The organism is Rhizobium sp. BR 250 (genome assembly GCF_047445855.1).
Taxonomy (GTDB): Bacteria; Pseudomonadota; Alphaproteobacteria; order Rhizobiales; family Rhizobiaceae; genus Agrobacterium; species Agrobacterium tumefaciens_I.
The window spans coordinates 381,988-397,509 of sequence record NZ_JARWKW010000004.1 but is presented as its reverse complement, the minus strand read 5'-3'; the positions used below and the strand labels follow the sequence as shown (position 1 = coordinate 397,509).

Annotated in this window: 14 protein-coding genes; 5 read left to right on the top strand and 9 right to left on the bottom strand. The window is 56.5% G+C overall.

What is annotated here, in order from left to right; translation table 11 throughout:
* Positions 1–52 precede the first annotated feature (52 nt).
* Positions 53–2,653 (bottom strand): hypothetical protein, encoded by a 2,601-nt coding sequence (locus QD336_RS09270; RefSeq protein WP_499170343.1) that lies wholly within the window; start codon positions 2,651–2,653, stop codon positions 53–55.
* 100 nt (positions 2,654–2,753) lie between these two features.
* Between QD336_RS09270 and QD336_RS09265 the strand changes: the two genes are divergently transcribed.
* Complete coding sequence (locus QD336_RS09265; RefSeq protein ID WP_142911810.1) at positions 2,754–4,121, top strand: hypothetical protein; 1,368 nt, start codon at positions 2,754–2,756, stop codon at positions 4,119–4,121.
* A gap of 143 nt (positions 4,122–4,264) precedes the next feature.
* On the opposite strand, the gene QD336_RS09260 is transcribed toward QD336_RS09265, so the two are convergent.
* Entirely contained in the window at positions 4,265–5,194 is a 930-nt protein-coding gene (locus QD336_RS09260) for a LysR family transcriptional regulator (RefSeq protein ID WP_499170341.1), read from the bottom strand.
* A gap of 116 nt (positions 5,195–5,310) precedes the next feature.
* On the opposite strand from QD336_RS09260, the gene QD336_RS09255 reads away from it, so the two are divergent.
* The 3 genes from QD336_RS09255 to QD336_RS09245 all read left to right on the top strand — a co-directional run bounded on the left by QD336_RS09255 (position 5,311) and on the right by QD336_RS09245 (position 7,979).
* Positions 5,311–6,054: a 3-oxoacyl-ACP reductase family protein gene (locus QD336_RS09255; protein WP_499170370.1), complete on the top strand. Its 744-nt coding sequence runs from the start codon at positions 5,311–5,313 to the stop codon at positions 6,052–6,054.
* Positions 6,055–6,114: 60 nt separating this feature from the next.
* On the top strand, positions 6,115–6,714 hold the full coding sequence (locus tag QD336_RS09250; RefSeq protein ID WP_499170339.1) for an NADPH-dependent F420 reductase: 600 nt from the start codon (positions 6,115–6,117) through the stop codon (positions 6,712–6,714).
* A gap of 71 nt (positions 6,715–6,785) precedes the next feature.
* On the top strand, positions 6,786–7,979 hold the full coding sequence (locus QD336_RS09245) for an MFS transporter (protein ID WP_499170338.1): 1,194 nt from the start codon (positions 6,786–6,788) through the stop codon (positions 7,977–7,979).
* Between the two features lie 102 nt (positions 7,980–8,081).
* Here QD336_RS09245 and QD336_RS09240 read toward each other — a convergent pair whose 3' ends face one another.
* The 3 genes from QD336_RS09240 to QD336_RS09230 all read right to left on the bottom strand — a co-directional run bounded on the left by QD336_RS09240 (position 8,082) and on the right by QD336_RS09230 (position 10,529).
* Positions 8,082–9,104 carry an ABC transporter substrate-binding protein gene (locus QD336_RS09240; protein ID WP_142911805.1) on the bottom strand — a complete coding sequence of 341 codons (1,023 nt, stop codon included), beginning with the start codon at positions 9,102–9,104 and terminating at the stop codon, positions 8,082–8,084.
* 130 nt (positions 9,105–9,234) lie between these two features.
* Positions 9,235–10,101, bottom strand: coding sequence for a UCP028583 family protein (locus tag QD336_RS09235; protein ID WP_499170336.1), 867 nt, complete (start codon positions 10,099–10,101; stop codon positions 9,235–9,237).
* Between the two features lie 128 nt (positions 10,102–10,229).
* Entirely contained in the window at positions 10,230–10,529 is a 300-nt protein-coding gene (locus QD336_RS09230) for a DUF6626 family protein (protein ID WP_142911803.1), read from the bottom strand.
* 108 nt (positions 10,530–10,637) lie between these two features.
* Here QD336_RS09230 and QD336_RS09225 point away from each other — a divergent pair, with 108 nt between their 5' ends.
* Positions 10,638–12,011, top strand: coding sequence for a hypothetical protein (locus tag QD336_RS09225; protein ID WP_499170335.1), 1,374 nt, complete (start codon positions 10,638–10,640; stop codon positions 12,009–12,011).
* Positions 12,012–12,044: 33 nt separating this feature from the next.
* Here QD336_RS09225 and QD336_RS09220 read toward each other — a convergent pair whose 3' ends face one another.
* From QD336_RS09220 to QD336_RS09205, 4 genes are all read right to left on the bottom strand, one after another.
* On the bottom strand, positions 12,045–12,806 hold the full coding sequence (locus QD336_RS09220; RefSeq protein ID WP_161596346.1) for a DUF2958 domain-containing protein: 762 nt from the start codon (positions 12,804–12,806) through the stop codon (positions 12,045–12,047).
* 316 nt (positions 12,807–13,122) lie between these two features.
* On the bottom strand, positions 13,123–13,569 hold the full coding sequence (locus tag QD336_RS09215; RefSeq protein WP_142911800.1) for a DUF6641 family protein: 447 nt from the start codon (positions 13,567–13,569) through the stop codon (positions 13,123–13,125).
* Between the two features lie 103 nt (positions 13,570–13,672).
* The gene (locus tag QD336_RS09210) at positions 13,673–14,467 is read right to left on the bottom strand and encodes an HNH endonuclease (RefSeq protein WP_499170334.1); all 795 of its coding nucleotides are present in this window, start codon (positions 14,465–14,467) and stop codon (positions 13,673–13,675) included.
* A gap of 210 nt (positions 14,468–14,677) precedes the next feature.
* Positions 14,678–15,058 (bottom strand): flagellin, encoded by a 381-nt coding sequence (locus QD336_RS09205; RefSeq protein ID WP_499170368.1) that lies wholly within the window; start codon positions 15,056–15,058, stop codon positions 14,678–14,680.
* Between the last annotated feature and the right edge of the window lie 464 nt (positions 15,059–15,522).

Sequence of the window (15,522 nt, the reverse complement as noted above, 5' to 3'; positions counted from 1 at the left end):
CCGCCCGATCCGACAAGGCAAAAGTTCGCTCAACGAACTTTTCTGACCGAAGCTACAGAGGTTTAGGGATCTCGATCCGCTTTGACTTCTCGCCCCAGCATCGGGTTTCGAACCCCTTCTTATCGAGGGTATGCGAACCAGTCTTCATGCGCAAACCAAGCTCGCCGAATTTTTCGACGAGGAGCTCATGCCCCTCCCGCATCTTTTCCGTTCGGTCATCGTCACCGTTTGCGAACGTGCTTTCGCCTGACAGCTCTTCCAGAACCATGTTCCACGAGGTCATAGTCGAGTAGCCGAGTGAGATGGCTTGCAGCACAAGATAGGTGTCTTCGCCATGTGTGCGGAAGCTGGAATCGGGCAGCAAGAGCGGGCGTTCGTCCTTCGCAAAGTTTCGGACAACGATCATGCTGCCTTTAAGATCAGTGTTTTTCTTGAAGACGTGATTGGACGCATACGGATTTCCGGGGCCATTAAGCTCCTTGTTGAACGGAACCTTCCGTCCATAGATCGGAGCAAAAACATCGACGCCATCGTAGGCGGCTTTTCCCTTCGCTGCCATTTCCGCAAAGAGCCGATAACTGCTGTTATGGCTTTCCGCCTGCATCAGTACGGCATCGTCATCCATGACGATGCCCCAATCGAAATCGCTCTCATAGAGCTGCTTTAGGCATTCGATGCGGTTCTCGATAAGGATACGTGGGCCGACGCGCGTGATGCCGCCGCCATGCTCGGCAAGTAGACCAAGCTCCTTGCTGGCGGCAACTTCCCCGTCAGTCCAATTGGACGCAATGACATGAACCGGAATATCGGTCATGCGCCGCCACCATTCGAGTTGCCATTCGAAATCGAATTTCCGGTCGGCTCGGTGTCCGGGATCATCAGGCAAAAAACTCGTGATGAAGGCACCGAATGCGCGTCTGCTGGAGGACGGCGTGGCCGGGAATATGGTCTTTGCGCGTCTGTTCTTATCGATCAGCTTGTAGTTTCGGGGCCGCGGCTCGGACGACGATGACGATGCGACTGGCGTGGTTAAAACTGGTGATTTCGATGGATTTCTCCCTTTCGGACCTGATGGCGGCGTGGGAGAAACCGGCGGCGGAACCAGCGCGGCGACAAAATCCTCGCATACTTGGGTCCGGGCCATAGAAACCCCGAGGACCATCGGAGAGACATATTCCAAGTGATCGCCGCCTTCAAATGTGTGGTCGATGCAAAAAGCTGCGTCGGCAACATCGCTGTCGGCGATATAGCCGGCCAGGTCTTCGCCATAGGCGGAAGCGGTTTTCCAGAACGCAGCGATGTCGGCCAGCGAAAGCTCCATCTGCGCGTCAAGCGCAGTTGTCGGCGCGGCGAAATCCAAAAAGGGATAGGACAGTCCAGAATATCCTTGTGCACTGGTGAAGCCGACTTCCAGCGCCGCGCCGTCGGAGAGCCACTGGAGACGTTTTGGCGTCGGGTCGGCGGTAAGCTGCACACCGTTGGACCTCTTGAACAAGGCGCTAGCCATGTCGAGGTTGTTGGCCGAAGCTTTCATTCCCGTGCATGTCGCCTGAAAATGACGTGTTCTCTGTCCGAGCTTCGCACCCTGCCGCAACCTTTTGTCCGAATAATCCGCGATTGGTCGAAGCACCAATCGCGTTTGTGCCGTTGCATCATCAACGATGGAAATGCCCTGATCGTCAGCCGATATGCGCCATTGGTAATCATGCTGGAATAGCTGCCGAAAGGTTTCGGCGTCGGGAAGTTCAAGGACAAGCTGCGCTTTGCCTTCCAGTTCCGGGAGGGCGTGAGCAAGCGTAACGGTGGCATTTGTGAAACGGTTTGCATCCGACAGGAAGCGCAGTTTTGTGACGGGAGCATTATCGGTTGCTTCGTTCCAGATCGCGATCAACTGGAGTTTGCCTGTATTGGACGGCTTGCACGTGCCGACGATCAGGTCGACTGCCCGAAACAGCGGATAGAGTGGGCGACCGGCAAGCGGATGGTCGTCGGGCTTCCTGTTGCCAGCGACTTCGAGCAGATACTTGTCGATGGTCTTTTGATCGTCCTCGTCGCGGACATGCACAAGGAAGGTCTGGCCGCCTTCGGAAAACAGCAGGGAGCGATGGAAGCCGTCGGCAAGCGCCACGCCCGGCAGGGCCTTTTTGACGATACGCGACTGCTTTAATTCGCTGGTGATCATGTCGAGCCGGGAAGACCGGAGCTTTTGCGCTTTAGTGGCCGCTGGACGTGCGAAGTGATACACCGCATCTTTGTACCGCCCGGAAATGCCGCCACCGTCTGCCAGCCATTGGCTCAACGGAGTGTTGCCTTTGATTTCTGATGCAAGTCTCAGAACGTTGCTGATCTCGCTACGCCAGCTTTTGCTGCGGTCTTCCGAAAAGACAAGTTCAGTCAGGCCGTTATAAGGGTTTTCCTTGGTGACCTTGCTCAGCGTCTTGCCGCGATCATCAAGAAATTCCTCGAACGCCGACATGTCGCGGCGGATTTCTTCGCCGAACTCAAAAAGCTTCTCCAGAGCCGCGTACAGCAGCTTTTGGCCCTCGTTGTCGTGCTTTTCGAACGCGTCGGCGGCGTCGATCACGCTCCGAAATTGGTTCTTGTACTGATCGAGAACGGAAACGATTGGTTCTTTCTTAACGGCTTTGCCCATTGGATGCTCGCAATGATTTCATCAACTTTCCTGCAATCAAGCCGTGCAGGTCTTAAAAAATTGCAGCGGGTCAACCGGACAAGGATCTTAAGGTTATTCAATGCTTTCCACGAAATCTCCGCATGCCGTCTACACGCCATCGATCACCGCCGAATTCGCCAAGATCGGGCATTCACAGCACCTGAAGCAAAACTACTCATTCCATGAGCGAGACCTGAATTTTCTCGACCCGAATAGCAGCCTATTCCACTATCCCTATGCGCTCTACAGCGCAGGACAAGCCGCCAAGAACGACAGCGCAGCAAAGCACACAAGCTCGGTCAGCGCTCGTGATAAAAGCAAGACGACGATCATAGGAGACAGCGGCGGTTTTCAAATCCAGCAGGGGACCATCGAATTTACAGGCGACGAAACATGCGAACGCATGCTGCGCTGGCTTGAAGGGCACGCCGATTTTGCCATGTCGCTTGATTTCCCGACCGGGGGCATCTCGCCCGGAAATCTTGTCGCACACGTGGCTCGGCTCATCGCCGATGGACACCCTCTCCAAGCGCAGAGCGCTGCCAACGGCCTGTCAATGGATTTCAACGCATGCCTGATGCAGTCGCTGCTCAATCTCAACTACTTCTTCCAGCATCGCGCGCCGGGTGCGACGACGAATTTCCTCAACGTCCTTCAAGGGCGCACCGAGCGCGAAAGCAAGGTCTGGTACGATGCAGTGAAGGGCTACCGGCTGGAAGGGTGGGCATTTGCGGGGGCGCATCAGAGTGCATTCTCGATGACCATGGCCCGTTTGCTCGACATGTATGATGACGGCTTGTTGCAGAATGCCCGGTGGATACACTTCCTCGGCATTTCCACGCTTGAGCCGGCCTACCTGTTCACGACAATCCTTCGCTGTCTGCGTCGGTTCAACTCGGACATCGGCATCTCCTTCGACACATCGAGCCCATTTCTTTCAGCAGCCAACTTCAACATGTATGTTTCGTTCCGGTTCGACAAGTATGGCTGCGCTCTAACACCGCTGCCGTTCGCCGAACATGCGCGCACCGACGATCATAGGACAATCAATGAGATGGCGCGTGACCTAGCGAGAGAGGTCACAATAAAGCGTGCCGGTATACCCGAGTTTAGTTTCACGCCGCTCCCCGTCGCGACGGCCATCGGTTCAAAGGTGACGGTTGCCGAGATTTGCGAGATTCGGGATGGCAAGCTGCGTGTTACTACGGATGGTGTTTGGATTTTGATGAACCACAACGTCGAGGTCTTCAAGCGGGCATTCGAGGCCCTCAACCGCAGCTTTGATGAAAATCCGCTGGATGATGATATGCCGGTGCATGTGCGTGCGGCCAAGGTCGCTATCGAGAAGATTTTCGAGGAAAGGGTTTCGAAAGGTACAATTGCCGCAAGGGATTTGTTGAGGGAATGCACCACTGTGCTAGACGTGTTTGCTGAGCTAAGGAACTAACAATTGGTACAACTGGCCCGTCTTCTATGCGGTGGGCGCTGCGATAATCGTGAAAATGCTGATCCTGCAATCGTCGCGAATATCGCACGCAAAGCCTGTTTAAAACTTGAAATGTTTGCGACAGGCCGGTTTGCAAAAGAGGCTTATCCTAGGCTTCCGGCAAATCGTTCGGCTAGCCGGTCCCGTTTGAACGCATCTGCAACAAGGTCTACAAATGCCCGCGTTTTGGCCGGCAAGTGCGTACGCGAGGCATAATACAGCGAAATCGCCCCTGCATCGGAATACCAATGCGACAGAAGGCGAACGAGATTGCCGCTCTCAAGCTCCGGTAAAACGTCGGGCATTGTAAGCATTGCCACACCGAGGCCGAGCTTTGCCGCTTCGCGCATCGCGGCCGGGTCGTTGACGATGATCGTTTCGGGTAACGTCGCGATCATTTCGGCACCTGCGGCATTCCGCATTGCCCAATGTCGGATGCGGCCAGTCCGGAGCGAACGCATGACGATCCCCTCGAATTGTGAGAGCTGGGCGGGATCGGCTGGCGGTGTGCGCTTAGCCATATAGGCTGGGGACGCTACGGCAATTATGTGGGCGGGTGCCAGCGTTCGGGCAACGATGCCGGGTGCAAGATCAAAGCCCCCGCCGATTGCCACGTCATAGCCTTCTGAAACTAGATCAACCGGGCGGTTCTCAAAATGCCATTCCGGCCTAATGAGCGGGTATCGTTGCAGCAATTCCGGTAACAGCGGCAGAATATGCGTGACGCCGAAAGTAGGGCTAAGGCTAACTTTCAGCACGCCGGCCGGCTCGGACACGCCGGATGAAACATCAATGATCGCCGTTTGCAGTGCGTCGAGACTCCCTCGGATTGACTGGAAGAAACGTTCGCCGGCTTCGGTCAATACAAGTTTGCGGGTCGATCGCTGGAACAATCTTACGCCGAGGTTTCTTTCCAGCATCGCCACGTTGCGGCTAACGGCAGCCGGCGTCAACGCCATGCGCCGCGCAGCCTCCGAAAAACTAGAAGTCTCGGCGCTTTTGACGAAGCTTTCGAGATTGGCCAGTGTCTCCATATGTCCTTCAACGATTGCTTGAAACAGGAACAAGACATTACCAGCTAATCAAAACAAAATAAACCGACCATCTTTGCTCCATCGAAACCACAAACGGAGTGAAGACAGTGACCAGTATTACCCATCGCCTAACCGGCAAGACTGCCCTTGTAACCGGCGGTTCGCGCTCAATCGGCGCAGCAATCGCAAAGCGTCTTGCCGCCGATGGCGCGGCAGTCGCCATCACCTACAGCGCCTCGCCCGACAAGGCTGCCGCTGTGGTCGCCGAAATCGAAGCAGCCGGTGGCCGCGCCATCGCCATTCAGGCCGATGCCGGCGATCCGGCCGCCGTCCGCGCCGCAGTCGCAAAAACCGAAGAAACCTTCGGCTCGATTGACATCCTCGTCAACAATGCCGGCATTGCTCTTGGCGGGCCGATCGACGAGATCAAGTTCGAGGACTACGAACGGATGATCGCCGTCAACGTCACCGGCGTCTTCGTTGCCACGCAGGAAGCAGCACGTCGCATGAAGCCCGGTGGGCGCATCGTCCATATCGGCTCGTCCATGACCCGCTATGCCGCCTTCCCGACGGCCTCGCTCTATACGCTGACCAAGGGCGCTGTTGCCGGCTTCAACCGCAGCTTGGTGCGTGACCTCGGGCCGAAGGGCATCACCGTCAACACCGTCCATCCCGGCCCGACTGACACCGACATGAACCCCGATGGCGGCCCTGTCTCGAAGATCGTCGGCCCCGGCATGGCGATCGGCCGCTACGGCAAGGATTACGAGATCGCCAGTGTCGTCGCCTATCTCGCAAGCCCCGAAGCAGCGTTCGTCACTGGCGCGGATATCCTCGCTGACGGCGGCTTCACCGCCTGATCTGCCCCCGGCGCTCCAATGCCGGAGCGCCGGTTCCCCCTCACTCAAAGGAGAACCAGCATGTCTATCGGTATCATTGGAGCCGGCAATATCGGCTCGGCCTTCGCCCGTGCTCTTGCACGTAACAGCATTTCCGCAACCATCGCCAACAGCCGCGGCCCGGCCTCGCTTGCCGTACTCGAAACGGAACTGAAGCCTTTCATCAAGGCGGGCACTCTTGAAGAGGCGGCCAGCGCCGACATCGTGCTGGTCGCCGTCAACTGGTCGAAGCTCCCCAAGGCGCTGGCCGGCCTGCCGGACTTTGGTGGTCGCATCGTCATCGACGCCAACAATCCTATCGAAGCGCCGCTGTTCAAGCCGGCTGAGCTGAATGGCCGTCTTTCCACCGAGGTCTTCGCCGATCTCGTTCCCGGCGCACGTGTGGTCAAGGCATTCAACCATCTGCAACCGCACCTGCTATCCGGCGATCCCAAAGCCGAGGGCGGCTCACGCGTCCTGTTTTATTCCGGTGACGACGCACGGGCGAAGGCGGAAGTCGGTGCGCTGATCTCCAGACTCGGCTTCACCGGCATCGATCTCGGCCCGGTCTCGGTCGGCGGCAAACTGGTGCAGTTCCCCGGCGGTCCGCTACCCGCCCTCAACCTCGTCAAGTTCGGTTGAAACATCGCAGGCGAGCCGGAGAACGACCCTTCTTCTCCGGTCTGCCCTGCTTTTTACCAAGGAATCCTCCTATGGACATGCCAGTCTCCCGCAGTATTTCGGCAAGCCACGCGGACAGCAAACCGCTCGCCTCATGGGCCGCAGTCACCAGCATCGGCGTCGGCGCTTTCGCTCTTGTTACCACCGAATTCCTGCCCGTCGGGCTTCTGCCGCTGATCGCGGCTGACCTTGGCATCAGCGAGGGGACGGCCGGACTGATGGTAACCATACCCGGCTTTCTCGCGGCAATCGCAGCGCCGATGACCCTCGGATTTGCTGCGCGCTTCGATCGCAAGCGTGTGCTCATCGCGCTGCTGATGCTGCTCGTCATCTCCAACGCCATCGTGGCAACCGCTCATGGCTTTGCGGCGTTGATGTTCGGCCGGGTGCTGCTCGGAATTGCGGTCGGTGGTTTCTGGACAATCGGCGGCTCACTCGGCCCACGTCTGCGCCCCGGCGCAGAAGGACCGCGTGCAACGGCTTTGATCTTCTCCGGTGTTTCGCTTGGCACCGTCGCGGGTGTTCCCGCAGGCGCCCTGATCGGTGACCTGTTCGGCTGGCGCACCGCATTCCTGCTTGTGTCGGGTGTCGCACTGCTTGTCGTGGCGGCGCTCCAGTTTCTGCTGCCGGCCATCCGGGCGCAGAAGGGTTCGGGATTGAAACAGGTTCCAGACGTGTTGCGATTGCAACGAGTCCAGATCGGTCTGACGGCAGCCGTGCTTATCTTCGTCGGGCAGTTCGCGGCCTATACCTACATTACTCCCTTCCTCATCGGCGCAACCGGGATTGATACGGGCACACTCAGCATGGTGCTACTCGGCTATGGCGCGGCGGGGTTCGCCGGAAACCTGTTCGGGGGCTGGGCTGCTGGCCGGAACTTCGTTTTTGCCCTTGCCTGCACCGCCTTTCTGATCGCCTTGTCTGTCGCGGGACTGTTGCTGGCCGGCAGCAACACGCTTGCCGCAGTCGCTTGGGTTGTCGCCTGGGGGTTCGGTTTCGGCATGCTGCCGATCGCCATGCAAACCTTCCTGTTCACCTCCGCGCCCGACCGGCTGGAAAGCATCGCCGCGCTCTTTGTTTCGATCGCGCAGCTTGCTATCGGGCTTGGCGCACTGGTCGGCGGCCTCGCGGTCGACAACTTCGGCGTGCCGAGCGCTCTCTGGCTTGGTGCTGCAAGCGCATTGCTGACCGCAGGCCTCATCGCATCAACCACCAAAACTTATTGACACACGAGGCAGGGCGATCGGCGCTAGGCGTGCGGACTATCGCCAACGTCCGTTGCAAAACCCAGCCCTTGTGGCCGAGTTTTGCAACGAGCCTGAAGAAGGTTAAGACTTCTTCAGGCCTAAGCCGACACCCTTACAGGAAAATCGGGTATCAAATGCTTTCGTGTAATCTGTATCGGCTTTGAGAAGCTTCACCTTCACGAGTTCGTCGGAAAGCCACTTGTAACGTTCGGCGGTCATGCAGCCGATGCCCTTGTCGAGCGCATCGCCGCTATCCACGATCCCGTATTGCTTCATCTTGTCGATGGCATATTCGATCTGGCCATCTGTCATTTCGGGGTTGGTCGCTTTGATCAGCGCGTTGGCGGCTGCGTTATCCCCGTACAGGTAGTTGTACCAGCCCTCGATTGAGGCATCGACAAACCGCTGCACGAGATCGGGATTGCTGTCGATGAGGCTCTGTTGAACCGTGATCGTGGTCGCATAGGGCTTGTAGCCGCTGTCAGCGAGTAGGAAAATCTTGGGTTCTGCGCCGGTCTGCTTCTGGATCTCGTATGGTTCAGCGGTGATCAGACCCTGTTGAGCGGAGTTTCTATCGGCGAGAAACGGTGCGGGGCTGAAATTGTAGGGCCTATACTGCTCGTCGCGGAAGCCGCCGAAATTGGCTTTCATCCACTCGAAATACGCGCCGAAGCCGCCCTGCGTCATGAAGATCGTTTCGAGCTTGGCCAAGTCCTCGAACTTTTCGACGCCACTGTCGGAGTGGGCCAAAATGACCTGAGCGTTCTTTTGATAGAAGGCGGCGACATCAACCAAGGGAATGCCCTGCTCGACGCCAACAAGCTGTTCCTGCTGGGTGCCCAAGTAGAAATCGAGCTTGCCGGTTAGGAGAAGGGCGCGGTTCTGTGCGCCGGGACCGCCCTGCTGGATTTCAACGTCGAGGCCGTATTTGGCATAGGTGCCGTCGGCGACGGCCTGATAAAAGCCGCCATGATCGGCCTCGGCGAGCCAATCTGTGCCGAAGCGGACTTTATCGAGGGAATAGGCGGGCGAGGCGATGGAGACTGCGGAGATTGCCAGCGCGGCAACAATCGCTGCCTTGCCGGATGAGGTATGCGCGTTCATTGGAAATTCCTAATACGGAAAGATGCGGAAGTTAAACATGGTGATTGTATTGGTCGGCTGTTGGCCAAACGTTAAAGCAGATGTCGGCTGATTCCTCGCCTATCGAAATCACCAAAATTTCATCAAGTTGTCAGAGATCAGCGCGCGCAAGCACACGGGTTATCTTCCACCTCGTTCCGCGAAACCCGAGATAGCAGTGATATGCAGCATTAGGCACGGGGCCTCCCACATCTGCAAAAATAGGAATATCTGCGAACAGTTGACGGCCATCGGCAGTCATTTCGCACAAGGCATAGTTTTTCTCTGTACTTACTCTTCGGACGACCGCGATGTTTTCCCTCCGGTACGCAGGCGGCGCTTGACTGGGAAACAAGTTCGATGGACCAGTCCAAGCCACCATTTCCTCAAGTTCGCGGAAATTCCAGCGTGAAGGTGTACGTCCCTCTACAGCCGCAGCATCTGACAGTTTTTGTTCTAGGCTCTTATCGAATTTGCCAATGGCGAGATTAAACCGCTCTACGCTATGCGGATCGATATCTTCACTCGGAGTTGCGAGAATTCGGGTTTTTAGAGGTGCAAACAATGGCCCAGGTTGGACATCCCAGAGCATGCAAGCGAGATCAATGGCGCGACTTAGCTGCATGTTCAAAGGCGACAGCCGCCTACGCGCATCTTGCCCATCCACCCGACCTTGGCCATTCGCCCCACGTTCACTCCTTGCGTCGCCATCATTCGGTGGGAATGGGTCCGTCAACGGCAGCGAGGGGTGCCCAATCAGCGAAAGGAGAGCGGGGCCTGTGCTGTTCCCCGCATAAAAAATTTCTTGTTTACCCGATTGTCGATGCGTAGCCTGAAAGATGTAATATTCTCGCGTCAGTTCACGAGCACAGCCCTGCCGCGATTGCCCGCTCAGGAGTGTGCATCGAGATATCGGCACGATTTCGTAATCTTCGACAAGCTGTTGCTTCTCTTCGTCGCCTCGGCAGAAAATTGGCACTTGAGCGTCATCCTTCGCTGTTACGACCCAACTTCAAAGTACATGGATCAGCAGTGCTAAAGGCGGAGTAAATCTCTGATCGTGATTCCCCCGGCGACGGCAATGCACGCGAAAACAGAAGAGAGGAATTATTCCTCGCGATCTTTTGTCGAGCCTTTCTGATGTCGGCGAATATCTGTGACTGCCCTTCTGGCGATCTCGCTGGCGAGCTTCTGCTGGAAATCTAGCAGCGCCGGGTAGTTGTCCAACCGCATTCGTTTCAGCCGCCATGAGATTCCGCAAAGCGTGGCAAGCCCCGGCTCTCGGTCGACGGCGATGAGGTGCGAATAATAACGTGGGCTTCGTCCGAGCCATATTCGCGAGAACTCCATCTGCGAACTGGTCAACCCATCCGCCCGCAATGCCTCGTAGATGTCTTTGATCTTCATTATGCTATCTCCTTGAAACAAATATTTATTTCCAAGAAGGCGCGGCGCTAAAATGGTGCTGGATAAATAGCACGTTATTTCAGCAGGGGATTTTCAATGAAGACAAGGATGGAACAGCTACAGGCAGATATGATGACGAAGGGTGTCTTCACCCGTCACGAACGCCGCCAAATGAAATATCTGACAAAGGCCAACGAAGCTCAACGCCAATATGTGAAAGCGGCACTTCCGGCGAACCATCTGGCACGATGCTGGATGGAAACATGTGGCGAGGTCGATGATTACGGCAACATCGATTATTGCGGTGTCCCGCTTTGTCCGAGATGTCACATGCGGGAACGCGCAGTGCAAACGGGAAAGGCCATCAAGAAGATATTCTGCGATGCAGCGAACGAGGAGCTTGCCTTTGCAACGATCCTGCTGCCGCCGCAACTGGACTTCTCCGGCATGACCGATCTCGTGGAGAATGAAAAACGCCGTCTTCGCACTTTCATAGATCGCCAGCGCAAGAAGGATGCTCGCTGGGATGATTTTCATTTGTTAGGTTGGTGGGAAATTGACCGCATGAGCTTTGGTGATTTCGAAACCTGTGGCCGCAACACACGACTGGCTTTGGATGCGCTGGGCTTTCCGCTGATGGAAGCCCCGGACAAAACAATCTGGCGTCCGCATCTTCATGCAATTGTCCGCAAGGGCGGATTGACCACGGAAGAAATCGCCAGCGCCTTACGCAAGGAAACCCACACGGCAAAATATCAGGTGGATATCCAGCCATTTCGCGCATATCGCGATGCCGGCGACAATATCCAGAATATTGTCCGCTATTGCCTGAAATTCCGCATCGAATGCGACTACAAGCAGCCAGATGCTCAGGATTTCATTGAGGCAGAACAAGCCGATGAGGCAAAGCCAGCCGAACGCAATTGGTGGCCAGCCGAAGATATCCGCGCATATGTGGACTGGCTATGTCTGGAGCGATCCGGCTTTCGATCGCTTCGCGTTGTTATCGGGCAAGCCAAAGACAAATCAGCTAGCGGTGTTCAACGTGTCATGTCTTCGAGCATTTCAATTGGTGAAGAGATTGAAGACGGTGAGAAATCGACAAATGCGATGCCTGACCGTTCTGGTACTCGAAACCATATTGATCAGATGAAAGTAAATTCCGTTGTATCGGATATGAATGGGATTTTCGTTGTCGAAGACAATCGCGGTGTTTCAAGGAGTAGTGCGGATATCTGCGATGTGGGAAATGGCTTAACGCGTTTTGTGTATAATAATATTGTACAGGATACTAACTGGACTGATGCTAGCAAAAGCAGCCTCTTACAGCGACCGGGCGCTGGGGACATTCCTGCTGGTGTGATCGCTGTCAGCAAGACATCCAGATGCGCCGGAAACGTCGTTAGCCTTGCCGAGCGGCTGCGTACTATCGCGGATATGAGGCAAGCCAGTGGTGATCAACGCGGCGGTGCGACGTATTGACAAAAGTTCGTTCACCGAACTTTTCGCCTTCGTTCAAACAAACGAATAATCATCGTATACGGTCACTCCCCGCAGCGCCTCCAATGCCGGATTTTCCCGACAGGCCTGATCGAAGATGCTTCGAACTGCCTTCGATGACGGGGAGGTTACTAGTCGGGGCACATCGCCCTTGAGCGACAAACAGGCAAGCTCCGGCTCCTCGACAATCCGTCCGGTTATCGCGGCGGCTTCCAGATATGCGCTGGTCGGCAACGTCGGCGCAAAAGTCTGGTCGCGCACCAGATCGATGCCGAGCATCGGACGCAGCGCCATAATGTCGGAAATCCACAGCGGTTGAAACACTGGCCCTCCATCAGTGAGATTATGCAGCGCATCGACGGCATGCCCGCCGAGCCGGCTCCGTGTCAGTAGCATGACGGCTTTGCCATTGGGCTCGTACAGCTTTGCGACCGGCGTGAAATTCGCATTCGGTCGTGCATGCCATTGAAGGCGGCGCAGCAGGGTTTTCGGGAACATCTGCCGGTATCGTCCCGGCTCGTCCATTTCGTGGACGGTGGCAGTTTTGCCCTCGGTCAGCGCAAACAGCAAAATCGCCCGCCACGACAGCGCCGACAAATAGCTGCGCTGGTGCATTTCTCCGTCGATTTCATAACGCAGGTTCAGCGACGTGCCCTTGCGCTTGATCTTGTACAGGCGTTCCGATCCCACATGGAGGTCCGTCATGAATAACATGGCCAAGTCGAGTTGCGCCTGCGCGGGCGTCTGGTCGTGATTGTCGCGTGAATGGTTTTGCATCTGGTCTCCGCTCGATTTCGGCGGAAACAAAGTTCCAGATGGCGCAAAGGGCGAGTTCAAAGACACGACCGAACAAATGGCAGAGGTTGCGCATGCTTTCGGGGGGCGGGCCCGACGGGCGACGCATATCAAGCAGAAGCACAGAGGCATCAAGGAATGCGACCCAGCCCGAAAACAGTACCGCGCAGCGCCCCGCACCGAACGCGCGTCCATGGCGCTCTTTGACAGCGCTCCACTATCGCCGGAACGCACGAAGGCCATGGGATCATACTTGATCCCATGGCCTTCGGATGCTTGCCCCGTAAAACTGCGCAGTTTATGCGGACTTGCGCAGCATCTTGCCGCGTTCGACGGCGGCGGCGGTCAACTGCGCGTCGAGTTCGCCCGCGCGCACCGCCTCGATCAGCGTGTCGATGACTTTCGGCAGCGCCGAAAGCTCGCCGATCTCGACAGCGTTCTTGTCCTTCGCGAACTCGATGGTCTTGCCCGCATACCGGATCGCGAAAAACACCTTGCCGTTGCCATCGGTGAACCAACCCTGACGCACGCGCTTGAGTGCTTCGACCTCGACACGGACGCCTTCGGCGTTCTTCTTGCGCACGACATGCATCAGTGTGAACGCCTGACCGGCGACCTTCGCCTCTGCCATCTGCTTCTGCTCGGCCAGTGCGGCAATCATCTTCTCCCGTGAACGCTGCACCGGGTCGGCGGCAGCACGTACCGGGACTGCGGAGGTGAGCTTGAGAGCCTTGAGGTGAGACATGCTGTGATCCTTTCCGAAACCGTTGAACGTATTTCCCGGATACAGCCGTCCGCCAAAAGGTCGAGCGAAGAGTTGCGGCCTCGCAGTTCGCACCCTCCAAGCCTTATTTCCAGTCGTCCTGGCGGACGGTAAGCAACTGTGGATCTGGCCAAAGCGCACGCCGTTTTGGTAGCTGTATGGAGGATCCATGAAGACGCACACTGTGGTAACGGTCGGCTTCTGAGTAGCGGCCTTCCAACTCATCAGGATCAGAAAAGTTGACAACATATTCGGGTGTCACATTTATCCACCCGTTGTCGTAGAGCTTGTGGTGGGTTGAACACAGAGACAGACCATTCCGTGGGTCTATTCTGAGATGAGGCTGGGCAGAAGCCCAGCGGACGATGTGCGCGGCCTCCAATCCTTCCGGGAAAGTCAGACCACATATACAGCACTTCCAGTCGTAGGCATTTAAAACTGCCCGCCTAAACACGCGCTGCCTGTTGCCCCTCGATAAAATCTTGGTGTATTTCTCTGAGGCGACGGTCGGGTCAACTGCGAGTTCTTCCGCAATGCCTTCCAACTCCGCAATGTTTAGATCAGAAAATGGATTATCGACGGAACTCCAGTCAAAGGCAAAAACCTCATCTAAATCGGCATCATGGCCTGGCCTTCCCAGATAGCCAGCGCCCTGAAGGCCTGTACTTTTTGAAAGTACCAAGGCGGTCAGTCGTGGAAGACCTTCCTTTATGCAGTAGTCCTGAATCGGTTCGAGCACATACCGTATCGGGCGATGGTGTATGCCGATAGAGCGAGCCGCGTCACCGTAGGTGGTCGTCTTTTTGTTCTTAGCCAATACGACAAGCACCGGCCAAAGTCGGCCAGCGCGTTCTTCATGGTCAACGTTGGGATTGCTCAATTCAAACTCCTCCTGCCGGGCGACCGACGGCGCATTCGTGCAACAAGCTTAGAAGTTGCGAAGGCTATATGGCATGCGCGTAAACGCAACCTTGATAATTTTGTCATGTTGGAGAATGCCACGTTAAAGAGCACTGGATATTCGAAAGACTAACGCCACTATTGCAGGATCGCAGTTCGGCCATGCTCCTGACGTTGCGAGCGTCGAGGATTAGCGAAACAGTTGCAGGATATTCTCGGCGTTGCTGTTGGCGATCTGCAAGGACTGGACGGCAAGCTGTTCTTGCGTCTGGAGAGCTTTGAGCCGTGTGGATGCCTCGTTCATGTCGGCATCGATCAGACGGCCAATGCCCTTGTCGATGCTGTCCATGAGGGTCTGCACGAAACTCGCCTGCATGTCGATGCGGATTTTGACTGCGCCGAGGGTGCTCGCCCCGGAGATAACTTTTTGCAGCATGGCATCGACGCCGGACAGGTAATTGTCGAGGCTGTTGGCGGGAACGGTGATGTCTACGTCGAGAATGTCGAAGTCCGGCGCGGGGCCGATATTGTCCGTGACATTGCCGATGACCAGCGAGGAGCGATAGCCCATATTGGGATAGAGCGCCGGATCGACAGTGAAGACAATGGCTCCTGCGCTCTGCGAAACGATCAGCCCCATGCCGCTGACTGCCGCGTTGAGCACCGAGGCCAGATCGGAAGCCGAGTTTATCCAGCCATCCGACGTGCCGAGCGTTGCGTCCACCAGAGCGCGGTCGACTGTGACGGTCCGCTGGGTATCGCCGTCGATGCTGAAATCGAACGAGAAGGCGACGTCGCGATAGACCTGAAACGGTGAGGTGAAGGCAAATTGATCCGTTGCATAGCCGCCGAAGATGTCCGCAGCCGAGGACAGTTCAAGGCCGCCGGCGTCGTTCCCGGCCAGATCGGATTGTACGTTAGAAATGGCGATGCTCGATCCCGGATGACCGCTCGTTTCCGCCGTTATGATGAAGAAGGTGCCGCCACCACTCCCGCCGCCACCGATTTTACTTGCTATTCCGGCCTCGGCAAAGG

Excerpts from the sequence above, each read along its gene's own strand:
- QD336_RS09270 (WP_499170343.1), bottom strand. The coding sequence starts at position 2,653 with ATGGGCAAAGCCGTTAAGAAAGAACCAATCGTTTCCGTTCTCGATCAG.
- QD336_RS09265 (WP_142911810.1), top strand. The coding sequence starts at position 2,754 with ATGCTTTCCACGAAATCTCCGCATGCCGTCTACACGCCATCGATCACC.
- QD336_RS09260 (WP_499170341.1), bottom strand. The coding sequence starts at position 5,194 with ATGGAGACACTGGCCAATCTCGAAAGCTTCGTCAAAAGCGCCGAGACT.
- QD336_RS09250 (WP_499170339.1), top strand. The coding sequence starts at position 6,115 with ATGTCTATCGGTATCATTGGAGCCGGCAATATCGGCTCGGCCTTCGCC.
- QD336_RS09245 (WP_499170338.1), top strand. The coding sequence starts at position 6,786 with ATGGACATGCCAGTCTCCCGCAGTATTTCGGCAAGCCACGCGGACAGC.
- QD336_RS09240 (WP_142911805.1), bottom strand. The coding sequence starts at position 9,104 with ATGAACGCGCATACCTCATCCGGCAAGGCAGCGATTGTTGCCGCGCTG.
- QD336_RS09230 (WP_142911803.1), bottom strand. The coding sequence starts at position 10,529 with ATGAAGATCAAAGACATCTACGAGGCATTGCGGGCGGATGGGTTGACC.
- QD336_RS09225 (WP_499170335.1), top strand. The coding sequence starts at position 10,638 with ATGGAACAGCTACAGGCAGATATGATGACGAAGGGTGTCTTCACCCGT.
- QD336_RS09220 (WP_161596346.1), bottom strand. The coding sequence starts at position 12,806 with ATGCAAAACCATTCACGCGACAATCACGACCAGACGCCCGCGCAGGCG.
- QD336_RS09215 (WP_142911800.1), bottom strand. The coding sequence starts at position 13,569 with ATGTCTCACCTCAAGGCTCTCAAGCTCACCTCCGCAGTCCCGGTACGT.
- QD336_RS09205 (WP_499170368.1), bottom strand. The coding sequence starts at position 15,058 with ATGGGCTATCGCTCCTCGCTGGTCATCGGCAATGTCACGGACAATATC.